The organism is Halomonas sp. GT (assembly GCF_002082565.1).
Taxonomy (GTDB): domain Bacteria; phylum Pseudomonadota; class Gammaproteobacteria; order Pseudomonadales; family Halomonadaceae; genus Vreelandella.
Window position 1 is genome coordinate 1,072,319 of record NZ_CP020562.1, and the last position, 21,156, is coordinate 1,093,474.

The 21,156-nt window shown below is 51.6% G+C and carries 16 protein-coding genes and 2 tRNA genes; 14 read left to right on the plus strand and 4 right to left on the minus strand.

Translation table 11 applies throughout. The features are described from left to right. Nucleotides 1–29: 29 nt before the first annotated feature. Nucleotides 30–854, minus strand: coding sequence for a GPO family capsid scaffolding protein (locus B6A39_RS05055; protein WP_083002014.1), 825 nt, complete (start codon nucleotides 852–854; stop codon nucleotides 30–32). Between the two features lie 87 nt (nucleotides 855–941). Between B6A39_RS05055 and B6A39_RS05060 the strand changes: the two genes are divergently transcribed. From B6A39_RS05060 to B6A39_RS05080, 5 genes are all read left to right on the plus strand, one after another. Continuing rightward, a complete protein-coding gene (locus tag B6A39_RS05060) occupies nucleotides 942–2,789 on the plus strand; it encodes a terminase large subunit domain-containing protein (RefSeq protein WP_442906300.1) in 1,848 nt (615 codons plus the stop codon). Next, nucleotides 2,786–3,841: a phage portal protein gene (locus tag B6A39_RS05065; RefSeq protein ID WP_083002016.1), complete on the plus strand. Its 1,056-nt coding sequence runs from the start codon at nucleotides 2,786–2,788 to the stop codon at nucleotides 3,839–3,841. The genes B6A39_RS05060 and B6A39_RS05065 overlap by 4 nt, the downstream gene beginning before the upstream one ends. Before the next feature lie 122 nt (nucleotides 3,842–3,963). After that, complete coding sequence (locus B6A39_RS05070; RefSeq protein WP_156886201.1) at nucleotides 3,964–4,725, plus strand: DNA adenine methylase; 762 nt, start codon at nucleotides 3,964–3,966, stop codon at nucleotides 4,723–4,725. A gap of 75 nt (nucleotides 4,726–4,800) precedes the next feature. After that, the gene (locus B6A39_RS05075; protein ID WP_083002019.1) at nucleotides 4,801–5,412 is read left to right on the plus strand and encodes a hypothetical protein; all 612 of its coding nucleotides are present in this window, start codon (nucleotides 4,801–4,803) and stop codon (nucleotides 5,410–5,412) included. A 1,067-nt stretch (nucleotides 5,413–6,479) separates the two neighbouring features. Beyond that, on the plus strand, nucleotides 6,480–7,061 hold the full coding sequence (locus tag B6A39_RS05080) for a hypothetical protein (RefSeq protein WP_083002021.1): 582 nt from the start codon (nucleotides 6,480–6,482) through the stop codon (nucleotides 7,059–7,061). Nucleotides 7,062–7,083: 22 nt separating this feature from the next. Here the strand turns inward: B6A39_RS05080 and B6A39_RS05085 are convergent, their stop codons facing one another. Further along, entirely contained in the window at nucleotides 7,084–7,608 is a 525-nt protein-coding gene (locus B6A39_RS05085; RefSeq protein ID WP_083002023.1) for a helix-turn-helix domain-containing protein, read from the minus strand. Between the two features lie 285 nt (nucleotides 7,609–7,893). Here B6A39_RS05085 and gltX point away from each other — a divergent pair, with 285 nt between their 5' ends. From gltX to B6A39_RS05100, 3 genes are all read left to right on the plus strand, one after another. Continuing rightward, the gene (gene gltX, locus B6A39_RS05090) at nucleotides 7,894–9,372 is read left to right on the plus strand and encodes a glutamate--tRNA ligase (protein ID WP_083002025.1); all 1,479 of its coding nucleotides are present in this window, start codon (nucleotides 7,894–7,896) and stop codon (nucleotides 9,370–9,372) included. Between the two features lie 223 nt (nucleotides 9,373–9,595). Further along, a tRNA-Ala gene (locus B6A39_RS05095) sits at nucleotides 9,596–9,671 on the plus strand. An 81-nt stretch (nucleotides 9,672–9,752) separates the two neighbouring features. Then, nucleotides 9,753–9,828 (plus strand) — tRNA-Glu (locus B6A39_RS05100). A gap of 420 nt (nucleotides 9,829–10,248) precedes the next feature. Here B6A39_RS05100 and B6A39_RS05105 read toward each other — a convergent pair. Next, a complete protein-coding gene (locus B6A39_RS05105; RefSeq protein WP_083002028.1) occupies nucleotides 10,249–11,130 on the minus strand; it encodes an NAD(P)-dependent oxidoreductase in 882 nt (293 codons plus the stop codon). 132 nt (nucleotides 11,131–11,262) lie between these two features. After that, on the minus strand, nucleotides 11,263–12,549 hold the full coding sequence (gene gltA, locus B6A39_RS05110) for a citrate synthase (protein ID WP_083002030.1): 1,287 nt from the start codon (nucleotides 12,547–12,549) through the stop codon (nucleotides 11,263–11,265). 488 nt (nucleotides 12,550–13,037) lie between these two features. Between gltA and sdhC the strand changes: the two genes are divergently transcribed. The 6 genes from sdhC to odhB all read left to right on the plus strand — a co-directional run bounded on the left by sdhC (nucleotide 13,038) and on the right by odhB (nucleotide 21,151). After that, a complete protein-coding gene (gene sdhC, locus B6A39_RS05115; protein WP_171880175.1) occupies nucleotides 13,038–13,415 on the plus strand; it encodes a succinate dehydrogenase, cytochrome b556 subunit in 378 nt (125 codons plus the stop codon). Next, nucleotides 13,409–13,756 (plus strand): succinate dehydrogenase, hydrophobic membrane anchor protein, encoded by a 348-nt coding sequence (gene sdhD / locus B6A39_RS05120; protein WP_083002033.1) that lies wholly within the window; start codon nucleotides 13,409–13,411, stop codon nucleotides 13,754–13,756. Before sdhC ends, sdhD begins: the two co-directional genes overlap by 7 nt. A 3-nt stretch (nucleotides 13,757–13,759) precedes the next feature. Continuing rightward, a complete protein-coding gene (gene sdhA / locus B6A39_RS05125) occupies nucleotides 13,760–15,532 on the plus strand; it encodes a succinate dehydrogenase flavoprotein subunit (protein WP_083002035.1) in 1,773 nt (590 codons plus the stop codon). Between the two features lie 27 nt (nucleotides 15,533–15,559). Beyond that, entirely contained in the window at nucleotides 15,560–16,270 is a 711-nt protein-coding gene (locus tag B6A39_RS05130) for a succinate dehydrogenase iron-sulfur subunit (RefSeq protein ID WP_083002038.1), read from the plus strand. Nucleotides 16,271–16,703: 433 nt separating this feature from the next. Beyond that, nucleotides 16,704–19,538, plus strand: a complete 2,835-nt coding sequence (locus B6A39_RS05135) for a 2-oxoglutarate dehydrogenase E1 component (RefSeq protein WP_083007851.1) — start codon at nucleotides 16,704–16,706, stop codon at nucleotides 19,536–19,538. 38 nt (nucleotides 19,539–19,576) lie between these two features. Beyond that, the gene (gene odhB / locus B6A39_RS05140) at nucleotides 19,577–21,151 is read left to right on the plus strand and encodes a 2-oxoglutarate dehydrogenase complex dihydrolipoyllysine-residue succinyltransferase (RefSeq protein WP_083002040.1); all 1,575 of its coding nucleotides are present in this window, start codon (nucleotides 19,577–19,579) and stop codon (nucleotides 21,149–21,151) included. Nucleotides 21,152–21,156: the final 5 nt, after the last annotated feature.

Consider the following 21,156-nt stretch of genomic DNA (forward strand, 5'->3'; position numbering starts at 1 on the left):
GTTGGCGGTTGGCTAGGGGCTGGCCAGCGTTAGCAGTCGGTTAGCTGTTCATCGCCACTGCCACCGGTAGCGGCTGGGCGGGTTGGCGTATCCGGCGTTGTGTCGAGCTGGGTATAGAGTTCGTCGAAACGCTTTTTCAGATCGTCGTGAGCGGTTTGCAGCTGGCTGAATGCTTCAGCGGTTGGGCGTTTTTCTAGCTCGGCATTCATGGCGTCGTGTTGCTTGGCAAACTCTTCAAACGCGCCTTTGATATCTGCGCCGAACGCTTCAAAGCCTTTGGTGGTTTTGGCGTCTTGGCGGTTGAATAGGTTTTTGACGAACTCGCCAATGCTGGGCTTGGGCGCTTCTTCCTCTTCAAAGTCGAAGTCGACTTCTACGGCTTCGGTAAAGAGGTTTTCAGGATTTTGCTTGCGGCTGGCCAGCGGTGACTTATCGCCCGCTTCTCGACTGAACTTCATCATTTCAGTACCCAAACTGGCGGGGCTGTCGGTAACTGCCAGGCCTTCTAGGTATGCCTGATCGGTGTCGCCAAACTTGTGATTGATTTCGATTGAGCTGTAGACCTTTTGGCGCTTTTTATTCATCGCCTTGAGTTCGTCGGTGGGGTCGATTTCAGCAAACAGGGCTAGCTTGCCGTCTTCCACTTCTTTGGCTTCTACCGAAATGACGTCGCCCATTGCACGGAACGTGCTATCAGGCCCAATGCCACGGATATGCTCGATCCATACACGGGCACCGTATTTGTTGGGGTCGTAGTTGTCGGCCATTTGCTGAATCCATTCGCGCTGGATCTCGCGGCCATCTGTGGTTGCGCCTTCTGTAGCAACGCGGAATTTTTTAGTTTTTCCAGCCATGTTGGGCATCCTGAGCAGTTTGCTAATTGATAGCGCTCAGGTTCCGCGCGTAAGCCGATTGGCTCAACGGTTGCGCGTTGTGCGGGGGTGGCAGGACAAGCTGAGGCGCGCGAGGGGATCGCGCGCGGCGGGTACGCTGGCGGCATGACGACGACAGCTCCCAACCTCATCCCCAGCGTGGAAGAATCCCCGCGACTCACCGCCCGCCATTTGTATTGGCAGGGATGGCGTGTTGCGCGCATTGCCGAACATATTGGTGAAAAACCGGCAACGGTGCATAGCTGGAAGGCACGCGACCGTTGGGAAGATGCGACACCTACCGAGCGCGTTGAGTACACGCTTGAAGCGCGGTTAGTTCAACTGATCGCATTGCCTGAAAAAGAGGGCAAACACTTCAAAGAGATTGATTTGCTGGGTCGGCAAATTGAGCGCTTGGCGAGGGTGCGCAAGTATCACGAAAGCGGCAGCGAGGCGGTTCTAAACCCTAATATAGAGGCACGCAACGCGGGGCCGAAGAAGAAGCCCCGGCGCAATGCACTGGATGATGAGCAGATTGAGGCGCTGGAAGCGGCGTTTCTAGATTCGCTGTTTGAGTACCAAGCGGTTTGGCATGAGGCGGGGCAGAAGCACCGCATTCGCAATATTCTTAAAAGCCGCCAGATCGGAGCAACTTGGTACTTCGCGCGGGAAGCCATCGTCGATGCGTTCAAGAACGGGCGTAACAAGATTTTTCTCTCTGCCAGTCGGGCCCAAGCCCATATCTTCCGTAACTATATCGTTCAGTTCGTAAAAGAGGTGTGCGATGTCGAACTGAAAGGCGACCCGATTGTTTTAGATAACGGTGCCGAGCTGCACTTCCTGGGGACTAACAGCAAGACTGCTCAGGGCTACCACGGCGACGTTTATCTCGATGAGTACTTCTGGATTCATCGTTTTGCTGAATTTCGGAAGGTCACCAGCGGCATGGCCATGCATAAGAAGTGGCGGCAGACGTATTTCAGTACGCCCAGTAGCGTCGGCCATGAGGGTTATCCGTTCTGGAACGGGGATCTGTTTAACAAGCGCCGGAAGAAGAGCGAGCGTGCTGAGTTCGATGTTTCTCACGATGCGCTGAAAAACGGGAAATTATGCCCTGACGGCCATTGGCGGCAGATAGTGACGGTGCTGGATGCTATCGCGGGCGGCTGTGATCTGTTCGATCTTGAACAGTTGCGCATGGAGTACTCGCCGGAAGAGTTCGACAACCTGTTGATGTGCGGGTTTGTTGATGATTCACAAAGTGCGTTCCCACTCGCCACGATGAAGGCGTGCATGGTCGATAGCTGGGAAGTGTGGGACGACTACCGGCCATTTGCACCGCGCCCGGTGGGTGATCGGGAAGTGTGGATCGGTTACGACCCGACCGGTCAAGGCGAGGATGGCGACGGTGCCGGGCTGGTTATCGTGCTACCTGCTGAATCCAGCGAGGAAAAGCACCGGGTGCTGGAACGCCACCGCTTGAAGGGCCAGGACTACGAAGACCAGGCCGCCTTTATCGAATCGTTCCGCGACAAATACAACATTGGGCATATCGGCATTGATACTACTGGCATCGGCGGTGCGGTGGCCGAATACGTCGAGAAGTGGTTCCCCACGGTAGTGCGTTACCGCTATGACGTGGCATTGAAAACATCAATGGTGCTGCAGGCTCAGCAGATCATCCGCAAGGACAGGTTGGAATTCGACGCGGGCTGGTCGGATCTCGCCGCTAGCTTTATGGCCATCAAAAAAGAACTCACCGGTTCCGGCCGCCAATTCACCTATGTATCAGGCCGCAACAAAGCGACCGGCCACGCGGACTTGGCGTGGGCCACGATGCACGCTCTACATTTCGAACCTATCGACGGCCCGGCGAACGAAGGCGCGGGTAAATCCCTTATGGAGATGTACGAATGACAACTACCGCTGCGGCTAAGCCGCGCCATCGCGTGTATGCCTATGAGACTGACAAGGCCGCCCCAGCGGTGGCCACCGACAGCGGGAGAATGGAGGCGTTTACGTTTGGCGACCCTGAGCCGGTCACGTCAATGCGTGATGTTTGGTATGAGGGTGTTTGGTTAACGCCGGATGAGTGGTATGAGCCGCCGATCCCGCTTAGCGTGCTGGCAAAAACCTACCGGGCAACGCCGCACCATGGCAGCGCGATGCAGGTTAAACGCAATATTTTGCTGAAAACGTTTGTCCCGCACCCGATGTTGAACCGCAGGACGTTTAGCGCGTTGGCGTTAGATTATTTGGTATTCGGTAATGGTTATCTTGAGGAAGTGAAGGGGCGTTTGGGGCGTCGTTTAGGGTTGCAGCATCGTAGCGCCAAATACATGCGACGGGGAGAAGAGGACCGCTATTGGTGGCTTCCCAATTATATGGAAAGGGTGGAGTTGCCAAAAGGACGAACGATTCACCTGCTAGAACCGGATATCGATCAAACCATTTATGGGGTGCCGGACTATATTGGCAGCCTTCAATCAGCATGGCTGAATGAGAGCGCTACACTGTTCCGCCGCCGGTACTACCTGAACGGCTCGCACGCTGGTTTCATCATGTACGTGAATGACCCTGCGCATGATCAAAAAGACATCGATGACATGCGTAAGGCGCTGAAGGATAGCAAAGGACCGGGCAACTTCCGCAATCTGTTCTTATATAGCCCTCGGGGGAAAAAGGACGGTGTGCAGATTATCCCAGTCAGCGAAGTGGCGGCTAAAGATGAATTCGGCAGCATCAAAAATATTACGCGCGATGACCAGCTCGCCGGGCACCGAATACCGCCCCAACTGATGGGTATCATCCCCAATAACACTGGCGGGTTTGGCGACATTGAGAAAGCCGCGCGGGTATTCGTGGCTAACGAGTTGGAGCCGCTACAGGCAACTATGCGAGAGATCAACGAGCACGTTGGCGAAGAGGTGGTGAGGTTTGAACCTTACAGTTTAGGAATTGAAGCATAAAAAAAGCGCCCGGTAACCCAGGCGCACCGCTCGTTCATCCTTGAAATTAAAGGGAGCTTCCGGCCCCGCAAGCGATAAGAAGACTATACCCTAAAACTGTATATATGAACAGGTGTTCAAGGATGATGAATCGACCGATTTTGCCCTGGATGGGCGGCAAGCGACGGCTGGCTAAACAGATCCTGCCACTCTTCAAACCCCACACAGCTTATGTAGAACCTTTCTGTGGTGGGGCGGCTATTTTCTTCATGAAGGAGCCAAGCAAAGTAGAGGTGATCAACGATGCGCATGGGGAGTTGGTCAATCTCTACCGCATCGTGAAGCACCATCCTGATGAACTGGTGAAGCAGTTCCGCTGGGGGCTGATTAGCCGTGAAGAGTACTTAACTCAAAAAGAGGTCGACCCACGCCACCTAACCGATATCCAGCGGGCGGCGTGTTTCTTCTACCTGCAGAAGCTAGCGTTCGGTGGCAAGGTCAGCGGCCAGACGTTTGGCACCTCAGCAGTATCACCTCCCCGGATGAACCTGCTGCGCATTGAGGAAGATCTAAGCGACGCGCATCTTCGGCTTTCCAGGGCGGTAGTCGAGCATTTGGACTGGGCAGAGTGCATCCGGCGTTATGATCGGGAGGGCACGTTGTTCTATCTTGACCCGCCTTATTGGGGCACCGCTGGATACGGCTGTGACTTCCCGCTTGAAGAGTATTACCGCATGGGCGAGTTAGCACGAACATCAAAAGGGCAGTTTGTGATCAGTGTTAACGACACGCCTGAGATGCGCGATGCATTCAAGGGCTTAACGATCCGCACAACTCAAATTCGTTACACTGTTGGCCAGCAGGCAACTGAGCCACGCGGTGAGCTCATTATCACCAACCGCTAACTCTCTAGCCAGCTACCCATGCTAAGCCGCTCCGAAAGGGGCGGCTTATTTTTCGATAGATGCAGGAAAAGCCAAATGATTACACTTAGCCTCCCAGGAGTATCATTGCCAGTTGCAGCGAAGGATTATAAGCATTTAGAGGATGCTTATGATAAGTACCTCTTTGACCCAAATCACCGACCATCACAATTTGGTCTAGAGGCGGCCTACTGGCGCTGCTATAAAAAAAGAGCCTCTGCAAAGCTTATAGATGACCTTGCTCAGGTGTCATGGGGGCCGATGAAAGCCTGGGAAGTTTTCGGCAAATCAAGCCCGGCGCTGATTCAGTGGAATCATGCAAACCATTCAGTTAAAGAGAAGTGGGGATTTAGGTATCCGAAACTTTGGAAAGCTTTTTCCTTTTTCTCAACTCCTATCCTATTTTTTGCATCCGCATTTCTACTATGCGCAGGTTTTTTTGCTGTAGCTGAAGTTGTTGTGATGTGGGTTGAAGCCTCACTTAGTGACTTTCACGACTCAAAAGAAGCTCTCCTATTCTTAACTTTTTTCTTTGGCACACTTGGCCCTGCACTTATCGGAACTGGGGCTGGTGGTCTATATATCTCCGCCATAACGACTAAAAGCGCTTCTTTGGAATCACATGTCCAAGAGTTGAAGAGATTGCTGGATGAACATCAGGCAAGCTAATGCTCACCCACGCCGCGCCATCGTCACCCCGCCCCGCCCGCGCGCTAAATGTAGTGGTTTTTATGCAGTATTGCGACAGGGGGCAGGCCGCGCCACTGCTGGGCGGAACGATGGTTCTAAGGGGATGTTTTTTTATGCGTTTTCATGCGGATTTATGCAGTTTTTCAGGTGGAGTCGCAATCTAGCAGCAATTGAAACGAAAAAGCGCCGTTTAGGCGCTTTTTTGGGATCTTGTTGTGACAAATTTGGTACTAAATAACTAGGAGGCCAGAAAATACGGCTTCATCGTCCAATCCATCATAGGTGCCACAGAAAACAGACGGGCAGCGTCTGCTGGGCTTGTTTTAGTCATATCAATCACTTGCATCATTCGATGCGGTATAAGCCAGTCGTGGTTGCTTAACAGCGGGGGAGTCGTTGGCGAGCGATTGTACGCAAAAAGTGGGTTTGAGTACAAAACAGACGCTGCTTAATTGAGAAGGTGGACGCCGGCAAAGATAGAAGGCAAATATTGCTTATTCAAAGCTAAGTGCTTTGGTGGGTAGGGGGGCAGGCAAAAGAAATACTAATACATTTGCTTGCTATGCGTAGTAAAGAGAATGGAGTATTTGGCTGAGGATCGCATAGAGCGGAATCTATCTGGATAGTTTCTGTAATAAGCTCTCAGCCATTGAAGTATTGGTATAGTCCTGTGACTTATGCATTCAATTTTAACAACTCGACTAACTTTAACCCTGCGACACTGGGCGCGCACCACCCACTCCAGACCCGCTCCCCAAAACTACCAGCTATGAGACTGCGAGTGACTTTATTTTCTGGCTGGTGGAGACGCGTATCGCCAACGAGTATTGAACGCTTACAAGCAGTCGTTCAACGCGGCATTTTATTTTAATGTTTTAGATAGGTTGGCTACGAAATTGCCGAGTATTTTCGTTTGCCGTGCTATTAACGTTTAGTTTTTGTATAAGTCTTATGAGCCCTGCAGCACTTTGCTTCTTTTGCGGTCTAATTCAATGTGATGAGGGCTAGGCAGTGGTAAGCTGATATTTCGTTGTTGAGGAGTCTCTATGCATAAGACACTAGGTGGTATCAGTTTAGTGTTGGTGAGCGTGTTACTGCTGGCTAGCTGTGGCGGTCAGGAGGAAGAGTCGCCCTCAGAACCGCCTGAGCCGGTCGTTGAAATGCCTAGCCCGCAGGAACGCGCCGAACCAAAAGAGATGGTCGATCCTCTCGTCGTAGCTATTTCGACTAAGGCCTCTCTGCGCTCTGATCGTCGTTTAATGGTAGAAGGCGAAACCAACTTGCCGGACGGCGCGCTCATCCAGGTAACCATTGAGCGTGAGATAAGCCGCGTGCGTTGGCAGGAGCGAACCAGTGTTTCGCAAGGGCAGTTTTATGCTGGCCCCTTTGGCTCCGGTAGTGGCTTACCGGATGGAAGGTATATCGTAAGCGTCCAGCTTTCAGAAGCTTCTGTGCAGCCAAGATTTGTGCAGGCGCGCATTGGCAGTGAAGGAGAGTACCTGACTGGTGAGCTAGTTAGCCAAACTCGCCATGGACTAGGGCAGGTGGCCACCTACTCGCGCAGTTTCTTGGTGGGCAGTGAACCAAGACGTACGCGCGACCAGGTGGACGTGGTTGAAGAAATGTAGGACGCGGGGAGGTAAAGATGCTTTAGGCAGGAGACCAGTGTGCTAGTAGTACCGCATGAATGGTGGTGTCACTGGGCGCCTTTGCAAAATGCTCAATAACATAACCTTGTTCACGCTGGATCAGATAATGGCCAGCTTTGTGAAACACATGGGTAGGCCCTAATAGTACTAAGTCGCCTGCTGACACCGGTGAGAAATCCGTTTCTTGGCCGGGAGTTGCCATGACACAGGGGGCTTTCCAGTCAATCTTTAGCGGCAGATGATGCGGCACCGTCATTGTGGTTGCCTTAACCTGTTCCCAGGGGAGGGGGCCAGTATGTGTCAGGGTCAACAGAGGGGGGGCGCTGTCACCTTCTAGCAGGGTTGCCAAAGAGCAATCAAGGGCATCGGCGAGCGCAACAAGGCGTTCGTGGCCGATTTGTTTGATAGCACCTGATTCCCAGTAAGAAATGGTGACATCTGATACACCTACTTTACGTGCGAGGGCAGCTTTGTTGAGCTTGGCCCGAAGCCGCAGTTGCTTTATACGTGAGCCTAGCGATTCCATTTCATTTTCCTATCGATGAGCCAAACAAGCTCGTTGAGTGTACTTCCACCCTATTCGGCGGCGCTCTGTGCATACTAAAAATCGCAAGGCGATTTCAAGTATGAACACGAATCATAGGTACTGCGCCATACTAAGCGATTGTGCTTTAACGCGCATCTTCCTATCAGTGAGCTTCCAGCTTTTGATCAGACGCTTTTAAGTCAAACTCGTTCCCTGCAAGGTACTGCTGGTTGCCTTAAGGGTGCGTATAATGCCCAGACGCTTTATTGCCAAAAGGACATTTTGATGACCGTTCGTACTCGTATCGCGCCTTCTCCAACGGGTGATCCGCATGTAGGTACTGCCTATATTGCGCTGTTTAATCTCTGTTTTGCGCGCCAGCATGGTGGCCAGTTCATTTTGCGCATTGAAGACACCGATCGGGTTCGGTCTACTGCTGAATCAGAACAGATGATTTTAGATTCGTTACGTTGGCTTGGTCTGGAGTGGGATGAAGGCCCTGATGTGGGCGGCCCTCATGGCCCGTATCGGCAAAGCGAGCGTGGCGATATCTACGCCCAGTACGCCCAGCAGCTTATAGATGCAGGGCATGCCTTTAAGTGTTACCGCACCAGTGAAGAATTGGATGAATTGCGGGAAGCTCGCAAAGCGGCCGGTATGCACTTGGCCTTGAAACCGGTTGACTTGGCGCTGGACTCTGATGAACAAGCCCGCCGTGAGCAAGAAGGCTGGCCTTATGTCGTTCGCATGAAGGTGCCAAGTACAGGCGTTTGTGTAGTTAACGATATGCTGCGCGGCACAATCGAAGTGGAGTGGGCACAAGTAGATGCACAAATTCTGCTGAAGTCGGATGGCATGCCTACTTATCACCTGGCGAACGTGGTTGATGATCACCTGATGAACATTACCCATGTTCTGCGTGGCGAAGAGTGGATTAACTCAGCGCCGAAGCATCAGTTGCTGTATGAATATTTCGGCTGGGAAATGCCGCAGCTTTGCCATATGCCATTGTTGCGTAATCCCGATAAGTCCAAGCTCTCCAAGCGTAAAAACCCGACGTCGATTAACTATTATCGTCGTATGGGGTTCTTGCCTCAGGCGGTCACTAACTACTTGGGCCGCATGGGTTGGTCGATGCCTGACGAGCGGGAGAAGTTTAGCCTGCCAGATATGATGGCTGAGTTTGATATTCAGCGGGTATCGTTAGGCGGGCCAGTGTTTGATTTGGAAAAACTGACCTGGCTGAACGGCGTCTATATTCGTGAAGACTTAGACGACGATGCGCTACTTCAGGCGCTTCGCGAATGGGCATTCAATGAGGAATATGTGAAGCAAATACTTCCTCAGGTGCGTCCACGTGTGGAAACGCTTTCCCAGGTAATACCGCTGGCGGGACACTTTTTCTCTGGGCTGCCTGCGCTAACGGAAGACGACTTTGATAGCGTGAAGCTTGAGAAAGAAGAACTGGTTAAGCTGCTGCAGTTCTTGGTGTGGCGTTTTGAAGCCGTACCTGCTTGGTCAAAAGAGGCGCTCTTAGCTGAGGTTAAAGTGCTTGCTGAACACTTTGACATTAAAATGAAGGCCTTCCTAGCCCCGGTCTTTATTGCCATTACGGGGAGTACGTCGAGTACCTCAGTGATGGATGCCATGGCGATCTTGGGTTCCGACGTTACGCGGGCACGGCTACGTAGCGCCATTGACGTACTAGGTGGTGTTTCCAAGAAGCAAGCAAAACGCTTTGAGAAAGAGTTTCGTGATCTCTAATGTCTTGTTGATATTTAGGTCTTGGCACTAGCGGGCTTTCTACAGGTGCCTTTAATAGAAATACTTGAAAAGGGCACTTGAAAAAAGAATCTTGTTTGGTGTTATGTCTAGTGTTGGGAAGCGCCACTTTTATATCAATCACTGAATTTGGCGTTTCCGGTGCTTTAAAGGCTTGACGAAGACGGGCGTAATCAGTAATATACGCTCCGTCTTCGAGACATGTGGGGCCTTAGCTCAGCTGGGAGAGCGCAACACTGGCAGTGTTGAGGTCAGCGGTTCGATCCCGCTAGGCTCCACCAATATTGAAAATTCTAATTGTCAGTTTTCAATGATGGGTTTTCAATATAGCGTTTCAAGGCCGTATTTATTAGGTTAATAACGTCCCATTCGTCTAGTGGTCTAGGACACCGCCCTTTCACGGCGGTAACAGGGGTTCGAACCCCCTATGGGACGCCATCTCCTACTTCCCCGAAATTTATTTGCAGATTTATTGTCGGCAAACATTTCTCAAAATACGCATTTTAATTAAAGGCAATGAGGAAACTCATCTGTCGATTTTTGCGTTCCTGTTATTGTGGCCATTGGCTGAAATCATTCCCATTTCAATCGTTTTTGGACGATTTTGTGCTTGACTTGTCCACTTTTGCAAGTTTGCGAAAGGGGTTGTGCACAACCCTGGGTTGTTGTCTCAAAAAATCAGTGATTTAGCATTATTTCTTTTAAATCAATAAGTTATGTTAGGTTAAAAAATGACCAATTTAAGGCTGGGTCACTGTTCATGGCGATTGTGGGACGTTTTGTAGTGGTTGTGAACAGGGTTATCCACAGATAGTGTGGAAAACCCTTTTCAAGATCGAGACGCTTAAAAGTCAAGCGTTATTCTGGCTTTTGTAGGCGCTTTAATAGCGACGAAGTGTCCCAACGACCACCCTCCATACGTTGCACATCAGCATAAAACTGGTCGACAAGGGCGGTCACAGGTAGCGTGGCACTCAATCGGCGAGCCTGCTCTAAACAAATACCTAAATCTTTGCGCATCCAGTCCACTGCAAAGCCATGGTTATACTCATTGGCAATCATCGTTTTGTGGCGGTTTTCCATCTGCCATGAACCAGCAGCACCCTTGGATACCACATCAATTACCTGTTGCTGATCCAGTCCTGCTTGTTCGGCAAAGTGAAGACCTTCGGCAAGACCTTGCACTAAACCAGCAATACATATCTGGTTAACCATTTTGGTAAGCTGGCCACTGCTAGCACTCCCCATTAGTGTGACGGCGCGAGCATAGTGATTAAGGATGGGGTGTACGGCGTCAAAGTGTGCCTGTTCACCGCCACACATAATTGTCAGTGCGCCATTTTCAGCCCCTTGCTGTCCGCCAGAAACGGGGGCATCTAAAAAGGCGACGCCTTGCTCGCGGCAGGTGGTGTCTAGCTCCAGGGCGAGGTCTGCAGAAGCAGTAGTGTGGTCGATGAGGTAGGTGTCGGCTGCCATGCTGCTCAATACGCCGTCGGTGCCGGTAGTTACTTGTCTGACGTCGTCGTCATTGCCTACGCATATCAAAACAAGATCCGCGCCGTCGGCGGCTTCCTTGGGTGTGGCATGGGCGGTGCCGCCATGCTCTTTTGCCCAGGCATCCGCTTTGCTGCTTGTGCGGTTGTACACGCGCGTTGTCAGGCCTTGTTTGGCGAGGTGACCTGCCATGGGATAACCCATAACGCCCAGGCCAATAAAGGCAACAGTAGTAATGGTTCGCATAGAGCACCTTATTTGTGTGGGGGAGTAGTTTGTGTGTGAGGAATAATAGAGAGAAGTGAATTTACGATAAGCAAAAGGCCACCCGAGGGTGGCCTTTTATTATCCTAGTCACACTGCGTTGTTGCTGCGGCGTTATTTTTTAGGATAGTCGCGCATATCGTGGCCGATATACAGCTGGCGCGGGCGGCCAATTTTGTAGCTTTCGCTGAGCATTTCATGCCAGTGAGAGATCCAGCCAATGGTGCGAGATACCGCGAAAATGACGGTAAACATATTGGTCGGAATGCCCATGGCTTTGAGAATGATGCCAGAGTAAAAATCGACATTTGGATACAACTTGCGCTCAATAAAATACTCGTCTTCAAGGGCGATTTGCTCAAGACGTTTGGCGATTTTGAGCTGCGGGTCGTCAGCTAAGCCAAGCTCAGCAAGGACTTCATCACAGGTCTCTTTCATTACTTTGGCGCGCGGGTCAAAGTTGCGATATACGCGGTGACCAAAGCCCATTAGCTTGAAGGGGTCATCTTTATCTTTTGCTTTGTCGACAAAGCGCTGAATGTTTTCTTCAGAGTCGTCGCCGATTTCGTCTAGCATATTAAGTACGGCTTCGTTGGCGCCGCCGTGTGCTGGGCCCCATAGTGCCGCAATACCTGCACTGATGCAGGCAAAGGGATTAGCGCCGGTTGAGCCTGCTAAGCGCACTGTAGAGGTAGACGCGTTTTGCTCATGGTCCGCGTGTAGCATAAAGATGCGGTCCATGGCTTTCGCGTATACCGGGTTTATTTTGTACTCTTCGCACGGATTGCTGAACATCATGTAGAGGAAGTTCTCTGCATAGCTCAGGTCGTTGCGGGGGTAGTTGAAGGGCTGGCCAACATTATATTTGTGCGACATTGCGGCCAGGGTAGGCATTTTAGCAATGAGGCGAATAGCGCTGATCACGCGGTCTTCTTCTTGGGTAATGTCCATGTGGTCATGGTAGAAAGCAGCTAAGCCGCCAACAACGCCACATAGAATCGACATTGGGTGCGCATCGCGGCGGAACCCTTTAAAGAAGTTGTTGATTTGGTCGTGCACCATGGTGTGATTGCGAATGCGCGACTCGAAATCTGCATACTGTTCATCATTGGGCAGCTCACCGAATAGCAGGGTGTAGCATACCTCGACAAAATTAGACTCTTTGGCCAGTTGGTCGATAGGGTAGCCGCGGTGTAGCAGCACGCCCTTGCCGCCATCAATATAAGTGATGGCGGACTGGCAGGAAGAGGTGGCCATGAAGCCGGGGTCGTAGGTAAACAGGCCTTCGGCACCTAAGCCGCGTACGTCGATGACGTCGGGGCCAAGTGTGCCGGAATACATGGGTAGTTCGATCGATTTTTCTAGACCGTCTACCGTCAATGTCGCTTTCCTGTCAGCCATGCTGGCCTCCTTTCGAATTCGGTTTGGGACGTAATGTCGTTGTTTCGCATACCGCGCCGGCGAAAAGGCTCGCCTACTATAGAAGTGTGCGACATTTTGTCAATTAGCCTAAGCGCTAGGTATCCTTGTACAGCTGTTGTTGTATTGGATAATCTTTGTATATGATAAGTGTGGAGTTCATAGTAAAGAGGCGTCAGGGGGTTGACGACACGTTAACGGACTTATCAAACCATCAATCTCCTGTCACTATAAACATGCTGCAACGCAAAATCGACTCAGGTTGACCTCATTTTTCTTGCACCATAGTCGAGTTAAGCTTGAGTTCGGTTTGTCAGCAGGGGCGAAGGTTCTTATAATCCACGGCGCGCGACCGGCAGGTAGGAGGTCGTGCTCGACTTGGCAACGGCCGAGCCCCTTCCAGCAACCACTGCCCGCTCGGGCCATGCCCGACCTGTCGCAGAGCGGGCCAAGAGAGTGTGTATAACGCCGTGAATAGCAAACGACCCGTAAACTTAGACCTTACTACGATACATTTCCCACTACCGGCGCTAACGTCGATTACACACCGTATTACGGGTGTCATCCTCTTCGTTGGCCTGATCTTCGCTTTTTGGGCGCTGGGTAAATCACTATCGTCTCCGGCTGGCTTTGATGCCGTCAGCAACGCATTGGCCAATAACTTTTTCGCCAAGTTCATTGCCTGGGGATTGTTATCCGCATTGGCATTCCATTTTGTAGCAGGCATCAAACACCTGTTGATGGATGCGGATATCGGCGTGACCCTTGAAGGTGGCGTGAAAAAAGCACAAATCACTGTTGTCGTCAGTGTCGTTCTGATCATCCTGGCAGGAGTTTGGGTATGGTAACCAACATCACAAGTTTTGGCCGTAGCGGGTTATCCGATTGGCTAATGCAGCGCGTTTCAGCGGTAATTTTGGCTGTATATACCGTCTTTATCGTTGCCTACCTGCTGCTCAATCCTAATCTGGATTACTACGCTTGGAGCGGACTGTTCGATCAAACTTGGATGCGTATTTTCTCGCTGCTCGCATTTGTTTCCATTGCAGCGCACGCCTGGATCGGTTTGTGGACGGTCACCACCGATTATCTCAAGTCCACTCGCCTGCGCGTGGGTGCCCAGACTCTGATTATTCTGGTCATCTTCGTATATCTGGTGTGGGGCATTCAAATTCTGTGGGGAGCTTGATACATGTCTAACCTTCGTAGCCTGACATTTGACGCCATTATTATCGGTGGCGGTGGCTCTGGCTTGCGTGCTGCTTTAGAACTTGCCAAGTCTGGCAAAAAGACAGCCGTACTGTCCAAAGTGTTCCCGACACGCTCCCACACGGTTTCTGCCCAGGGCGGTATTACTTGCGCCATCGCATCTTCAGATCCGAACGATGACTGGCGCTGGCATATGTATGACACTGTTAAAGGCGGCGACTACATTGCCGACCAAGACGCAGCTGAGTATATGTGTTCAGAAGGCCCGAAAGCGGTGTTTGAGCTTGAGCACATGGGGCTACCGTTCTCGCGCTTTGATAATGGCCGTATTTATCAGCGTCCCTTTGGTGGTCAGTCGAAGAACTTTGGTGAAGGTGGTCAGGCGGCACGTACCTGCGCAGCTGCTGACCGTACCGGCCACGCACTGCTTCACACGCTTTACCAAAACAACCTCAAGAACAACACAACGTTCTTGAATGAGTGGTACGCGGTAGATCTGGTGAAAAACAGTAACGGTGACGTGGTCGGTTGTATCGCCATGTGCATCGAAACGGGTGAAGTTGTCCACGTTAAATCGAAAGCCACTGTTCTGGCGACGGGTGGTGCAGGTCGTATCTATGCCTCTACTACGAATGCCTTGATCAATACAGGTGACGGTATCGGCATGGCGCTACGTGCTGGCTTCCCTATGCAGGACATGGAAATGTGGCAGTTCCACCCAACCGGTATCTACGGTGCGGGTACGCTAGTCACTGAAGGTTGCCGTGGTGAGGGTGGTTACCTGATCAATAAAGACGGTGAGCGTTTCATGGAGCGTTATGCGCCGAATGCCAAAGACTTGGCAGGTCGTGATGTTGTTGCGCGCTCAATGGTTATGGAAATTCTGGAAGGCCGTGGGTGTGGCGAGAAGGGCGATCACGTCTTCTTGAAGCTTGATCATCTGGGTGAAGAAGTTCTTGGTAAGCGTCTGCCGGGTATTGTTGAACTGTCGAAAACGTTTGCTCACGTTGATCCTGCTAAAGATCCGATTCCTGTTGTGCCTACTTGCCACTACATGATGGGCGGTATTCCGACCAACATCCATGGTCAGGCAATTACCCAGGACGAAAGCGGCAACGACCATATCATTAATGGCTTGTTTGCTTGTGGTGAAGCGGCGTGTGTGTCTGTTCACGGTGCTAACCGTCTGGGCGGTAACTCTCTGCTGGACCTAGTGGTCTTTGGTCGTGCGGCAGGTATGTTTATTGAAGGCGCGCTTAACGAAGGTATTGACTACCTAGATGCTTCTGAATCTGATATCGAATCAGCGATGAAGCGTATTACGCGCTGGAATGAATCTGAAGGTGGCGAGAGCATTCCTGAGCTTAAAGCTGAGCTTCAAGACATCATGCAGACCTCTTTCGGTGTCTTCCGTGAAGAGAAGAATATGCAGGAAGGTGTCAAAAAGCTTGCGGATCTGCGTAGCCGTATTGCCAATGCGCATCTGCCTGATAAGTCCAATGCTTTCAACACGGCGCGTGTTGAAGCTTTGGAGCTTGATAACCTGATGGAAGTGGCAGAAGCAACGGCGATTGCTGCCCTTGAGCGTAATGAGAGCCGTGGTGCGCACTCGCGCTACGACTACCCTGACCGTGATGATGTCAACTGGCTGAAGCACTCGCTCTACTTCCCAGCCACGAAAGAGCTGAAGAAGCGCGACGTCAACTTCAAGCCGAAAACTGTTGATACGTTCGAGCCTAAGGTTCGCACCTACTAATCTCTGCACTGACGAGAGGGAGTCACCATGTCTAACCTTCAGGTATCCGTATACCGCTACAATCCGGAAACCGACTCCGCGCCCTATATGCAGGAGTTCCAGGTCGATACTAAAGGCCGCGATCTGATGGTGCTGGATGTTCTGCATCTGATGAAAGAGCAGGATAGCGGACTTGCGTTCCGTCGCAGCTGCCGTGAGGGCGTATGCGGTTCCGATGGCATGAACATGAACGGCAAAAATGGTTTGGCGTGTATTACGCCGCTGTCAGATGTTGTGAAAGGCAACAAACTGACCTTGCGTCCGCTACCAGGCCTGCCGGTTATCCGCGATATGGTCGTTGATATGGGACTGTTCTATAAGCAGTACGAGCGTATTCAGCCGTATCTGCAAAACGACACCCCGGCCCCGGCGATCGAGCGTCTGCAATCACCAGAAGAGCGCGACAAGCTAGATGGCCTGTATGAGTGTATTCTTTGTGCATGTTGTTCTACGTCATGCCCATCGTTCTGGTGGAACCCAGACAAGTTTGTCGGTCCGGCTGGTTTGCTTCAGTCTTATCGCTTTCTTGCAGATACACGTGACACGGCTACCCGTGAACGTCTTACCAGTCTGGAAGATCCGTTCTCCGTATTCCGCTGCCGCGGTATCATGAATTGCGTTGCAGTTTGTCCGAAAGGGCTAAATCCGACCCGTGCAATTGGTAAAATTCGTGAAATGTTGTTAGCTGATGCGACGTAAACGCCTAATCCTATGAAAAAAATGCGATCGCTATGTAAGTTGCTGCACAAAGCTACTTAAATCGTGGCGCTTCGCTTGTTATCATAGGGACGTTAGATGGTGCGGCGACGCGTCGCACCGCCTAACCAGTCAAGTTTAAAAGCCGGTGCCGCAAGTACCGGCTTTTGAGCATGAACTGATTGAGTATGACTAGATAAAGAAACGCCTCTTATCGACGTAGTGAAAATACGTTGGGAAGTAGAGCGTTATGAAGTAGTACGTAATGAAGTAGTACGTAGTGAAAATGTAGTATTTACAGCTAGTATGAATAGGGCTTCCGGCCTCCGGTCGGCGCCGCCGGCATATGTCCCGCCCCGCCGGCAGGGCAATAGCGATGTCGTTGCGCGATTGCAGCGATACCGATACCACCCCATCAGTGCAGGGTGACCGAGAGATGCAACAAGGCATAATGGAGTTGATGTGGCGTTCCTCTCACGTTAGTGGTGGCAATGTCCACTACGTGGAAGCGCTTTATGAGCAGTACCTCGCCGATCCTGATTCTGTCTCAGACGAATGGCGCAGCTATTTTGATCAGCTGCCACGTTCTGAGGGCAGTGCCTCCCACGATGTTCCACTAAGCCCCACTCGTGATCAGTTCTACCAACTGGGCCGTGAAAGTCGCCCAGGCCGGGTAGCCGCCGCCTCCGATAGCGGTGAGAATAAAAAGCAGGTGAAGGTCCTGCAGCTGATTAACGCATACCGCTTTCGTGGTCATCAGAAGGCCAATATCGACCCGCTAGGACTGCGTAATCCCACCCCCGTCCCAGACCTCGATCTGTCATTTCATCAGCTTTCCAAAGCTGATCTTGACACCGAGTTCCAGACTGGCTCGTTTTTTCTAGGTATTGATAAAGCGCCGCTGCGTGAGATTGTGGATGCGTTGGAGCAGACCTATTGTCGCTCTATCGGCTGCGAGATCATGCACATCGTCGATACTGAAGAGAAACGTTGGTTGCAACGGCGTTTTGAATCGGTGCGAAGTGCGCCGAAATTCAGCGACGATGTGCGTAAGCACGTGTTGGAGCGCCTTACCGCTGCCGAAGGTTTGGAGAATTACCTAGCGTCTAAATATCCAGGTACTAAACGCTTCGGGTTAGAAGGCGGTGAATCATTTGTTCCAATGATGGACGAGTTGATTCAGCGGTCCGGCGGATATGGCACTAAAGAAGTCGTGATTGGTATGGCCCACCGTGGCCGCTTGAACCTGTTGGTCAATATTCTGGGTAAAAATCCCGCTGAATTGATCGATGAGTTCGACGGTAAAAAGGTGATCGAGCGTGGTTCTGGTGATGTGAAATATCACCAAGGCTTTAGCTCTAACGTCATGTCGCCTGGTGGCGAAGTTCACTTGGCAATGTCGTTTAACCCGTCGCATTTAGAAATTGTTGCGCCGGTTGTGGAAGGCTCGGTACGTGCACGTCAAGATCGCCGGAATGACGAAGAGGGCAGCAAAGTACTGCCAATCAACGTTCATGGCGATGCTGCGTTTGCTGGTCAAGGCGTGGTCATGGAGACATTCCAGATGTCTCAAACCCGTGCCTACAAAACCGGTGGCACAGTACACATCGTGATTAACAACCAAGTGGGCTTCACGACGTCAAACCCCTTGGATGCGCGCTCCACCGAATACTGTACTGACATCGCTAAGATGGTTCAGGCGCCGATTTTTCATGTTAACGGCGATGATCCAGATGCGGTTATCCATGCGACTCAAGTGGCGTTGGATTATCGTCAGCAATTTAAGAAAGACGTTGTTATTGATCTGGTGTGCTATCGCCGTCGCGGCCACAACGAGGCTGACGAGCCATCGGGTACTCAGCCGATGATGTACGCCAAAATTAAAGATCATCCTTCTTCGCGCTCACTGTATGCGAAACGTCTGGTTGAGCAAGGCGTGCTTTCAGAAGAAGACGCTAAGGCAATGGTTGAAACCTACCGCGATGATCTTGTGGCAGGTAATCACGTAGCGAACGCTTTGGTGCAAGAGCCTAATACATCGCTCTTTGTGGACTGGGCACCCTACCTGGGGCATGAGTGGACCGGTGATGCAGACACTACCTTCGATATGAAGCGTCTGCAGCAGCTAGCTGCGAGAATGTGCGAGATTCCAGATGGCGTCGAAGTACAGCGCCAAGTCGCTAAGATCTATGAAGACCGTCGCAAAATGCAGGCGGGCGGCATGGGGCTTAACTGGGGCTTTGCTGAAACGCTGGCGTATGCCACGCTGCTTGATCAGGGGCATCCGATCCGTATTACCGGTCAGGATGTTGGTCGTGGGACGTTCTCTCACCGCCATGCGGTTGTCCACAACCAGAAAGATGGTTCTACGTACGTGCCGCTGCAGAATATGTCAGACGGTCAACCACGCTTTACCATCCACGACTCTTTCCTATCGGAAGAGGCTGTGCTGGCTTTTGAGTACGGCTACTCCACAACAGCACCGGGTGACTTAGTCATTTGGGAAGCCCAGTTTGGTGACTTCTTCAACGGTGCCCAGGTCGTGGTTGACCAGTTTATCTCTTCTGGCGAGACCAAATGGGGACGACTGTGTGGACTGACCATGTTATTGCCGCATGGCTATGAAGGTCAGGGGCCAGAGCACTCCTCCGCACGTTTAGAGCGCTTCTTGCAGCTGTGCGCCGAACACAACATGCAGGTGTGTGTGCCAACCACCCCCGCACAGATTTATCATCTGATGCGACGTCAAGTCATTCGTCCGTTGCGTAAGCCGCTGGTGATCATGTCGCCGAAGTCGCTATTGCGCCATAAAGAAGCGGTATCTAGCCTAGAAGATCTCGCTCACGGCAAGTTCTACATGGTGTTGCCGGATCAGGCGAATCTTGAGGCAGAAAAGGTGACTCGCGTTATTATGTGTGCCGGTAAGGTTTACTACGACCTAGCCAACTGGCGTGCAGAAAACGAGCGTGATGACACGGCGATTATTCGTCTTGAGCAACTCTACCCCTTCCCGAAAGAAGAACTTCTGGAAGTGCTCCAGGCGTATGCCAATGTGGAAGACATCGTGTGGTGCCAGGAAGAGCCGCTGAACCAGGGCGCTTGGTACTCAAGTCAGCACCACATGCGCGCCGTGGCCGATATGCTGAAAGATGGCTTCGGACGTGATTTGAAATTTGCAGGACGTCCTGCCTCTGCCGCACCGGCAGCGGGCTATATGTCCGTCCACACTGAACAGCAGCGCCAGCTGGTGGAAGACGCTTTTAACCTATAAGCGCCCACCGGGTTTAGAGAACATATAAGGGAAACGACATGGCTACTGATATCAAAGCGCCAACCTTTCCGGAATCCGTTGCCGAAGGCACTGTGGCTGCGTGGCATAAAAAGCCGGGTGACAGCGTCGAACGTGACGAGCTGATTGTTGAAATTGAAACCGACAAAGTGGTGCTAGAAGTCGTCGCACCGGAAGCGGGTACCCTGACTGACGTGATGGCAGAAGAAGGCGATACCGTTGAGTCAGAGCAAGTCTTAGGCAAAATCGGTGAAGGCAGCGCGTCTGGCAGCAAAGAAGAAAAATCTTCTGACGATGCCAACGCTAAAGCGTCTGAAGCGAAAAAAGATGATAAGCAAGAAGAGAAAAAAGCCAGCGGCGGTAACGGCGGTGGTAAGCAGCATGACGTAAAAGCTCCAAGCTTCCCTGAGTCTATCCAGGAAGGCACCGTGGCAACGTGGCACAAGAAGGTAGGTGAAGCGGTTAAGCGTGATGAAGTGCTAGCCGATATCGAGACTGACAAGGTTGTGCTAGAAGTTGTCGCACCTGCCGACGGCGCACTGGCAGAAATTAAAGCCGAAGAAGGCAGCCAAGTTGAATCCGAAGCGGTTCTGGCCGTCTTTACAGAAGGTGCTGGTGGTGCCGGTGAAGAGAGCAGCAGTGCCTCTTCTTCAAGCGCTGCGGGTAGCGATGATGAAGGCTCTGATGAGAAGGTCGGCGATAAGATCCTAGCACCGGCGGCACGCAAAATGGTCGCTGAGCATGACCTGGACGTTGCCAAGATTGAGGGCACCGGCAAAGGTGGCCGCATCTTGAAAGAAGACGTGCAAAAAGCAGTGAAAGATGGTTCTGCTAAAAAAGCAGCCAAATCTTCAGCGCCAGCGAAAGCTGCCGCTGCACCAGCAGTGGAAGGCGATCGCGTCGAGAAACGCGTTCCGATGACGCGTTTGCGCCAAACCATTGCTAAGCGTTTGGTTCAGGCCCAGCAAACGGCTGCCATGCTGACCACGTACAACGAAGTGGACATGACTGAAATCATGGCCCTGCGTGCGCAGTACAAAGATACGTTCCTAAAGGCTCACGATATTAAATTGGGCTTTATGGGCTTCTTTGTGAAAGCGGCTTCTGAAGCACTCAAGCGCTTCCCGGATGTTAACGCCTCTATTGACGGTACTGATATCGTCTACCACGGTTATCAAGATATCGGTGTTGCGGTATCAACGGATCGTGGCTTGGTTGTACCGGTACTGCGTGATACCGATAGCATGAAAATTGCCGACGTTGAGCGCACGATTGTTGATTTCGGTAAGCGTGGTCGTGACGGTAAGCTGGGCATGGATGACATGATCGGTGGCACCTTCACTATCACTAACGGCGGTACATTTGGTTCTTTGATGTCGACCCCGATTATCAATCCGCCTCAGACCGCTATCCTGGGTATGCATAAAATCCAGGATCGTCCAATGGCTGTGAATGGTAAGGTCGAGATTCGCCCGATGATGTATCTGGCGCTGTCCTACGACCACCGCATGATTGATGGTAAAGATGCGGTACGATTCCTGGTTACTATTAAAGAGCTGCTGGAAGACCCGGCTCGCTTGCTGCTGGACGTATAACGGAG

Bases quoted from the DNA above. Each gene is read 5' to 3' on its own strand.
- B6A39_RS05055 (WP_083002014.1), bottom strand. From the start codon at position 854: ATGGCTGGAAAAACTAAAAAATTCCGCGTTGCTACAGAAGGCGCAACC.
- B6A39_RS05065 (WP_083002016.1), top strand. From the start codon at position 2,786: ATGACAACTACCGCTGCGGCTAAGCCGCGCCATCGCGTGTATGCCTAT.
- B6A39_RS05070 (WP_156886201.1), top strand. From the start codon at position 3,964: ATGATGAATCGACCGATTTTGCCCTGGATGGGCGGCAAGCGACGGCTG.
- B6A39_RS05075 (WP_083002019.1), top strand. From the start codon at position 4,801: ATGATTACACTTAGCCTCCCAGGAGTATCATTGCCAGTTGCAGCGAAG.
- B6A39_RS05080 (WP_083002021.1), top strand. From the start codon at position 6,480: ATGCATAAGACACTAGGTGGTATCAGTTTAGTGTTGGTGAGCGTGTTA.
- B6A39_RS05085 (WP_083002023.1), bottom strand. From the start codon at position 7,608: ATGGAATCGCTAGGCTCACGTATAAAGCAACTGCGGCTTCGGGCCAAG.
- gltX (WP_083002025.1), top strand. From the start codon at position 7,894: ATGACCGTTCGTACTCGTATCGCGCCTTCTCCAACGGGTGATCCGCAT.
- B6A39_RS05105 (WP_083002028.1), bottom strand. From the start codon at position 11,130: ATGCGAACCATTACTACTGTTGCCTTTATTGGCCTGGGCGTTATGGGT.
- gltA (WP_083002030.1), bottom strand. From the start codon at position 12,549: ATGGCTGACAGGAAAGCGACATTGACGGTAGACGGTCTAGAAAAATCG.
- sdhD (WP_083002033.1), top strand. From the start codon at position 13,409: ATGGTAACCAACATCACAAGTTTTGGCCGTAGCGGGTTATCCGATTGG.
- sdhA (WP_083002035.1), top strand. From the start codon at position 13,760: ATGTCTAACCTTCGTAGCCTGACATTTGACGCCATTATTATCGGTGGC.
- B6A39_RS05130 (WP_083002038.1), top strand. From the start codon at position 15,560: ATGTCTAACCTTCAGGTATCCGTATACCGCTACAATCCGGAAACCGAC.
- B6A39_RS05135 (WP_083007851.1), top strand. From the start codon at position 16,704: ATGCAACAAGGCATAATGGAGTTGATGTGGCGTTCCTCTCACGTTAGT.
- odhB (WP_083002040.1), top strand. From the start codon at position 19,577: ATGGCTACTGATATCAAAGCGCCAACCTTTCCGGAATCCGTTGCCGAA.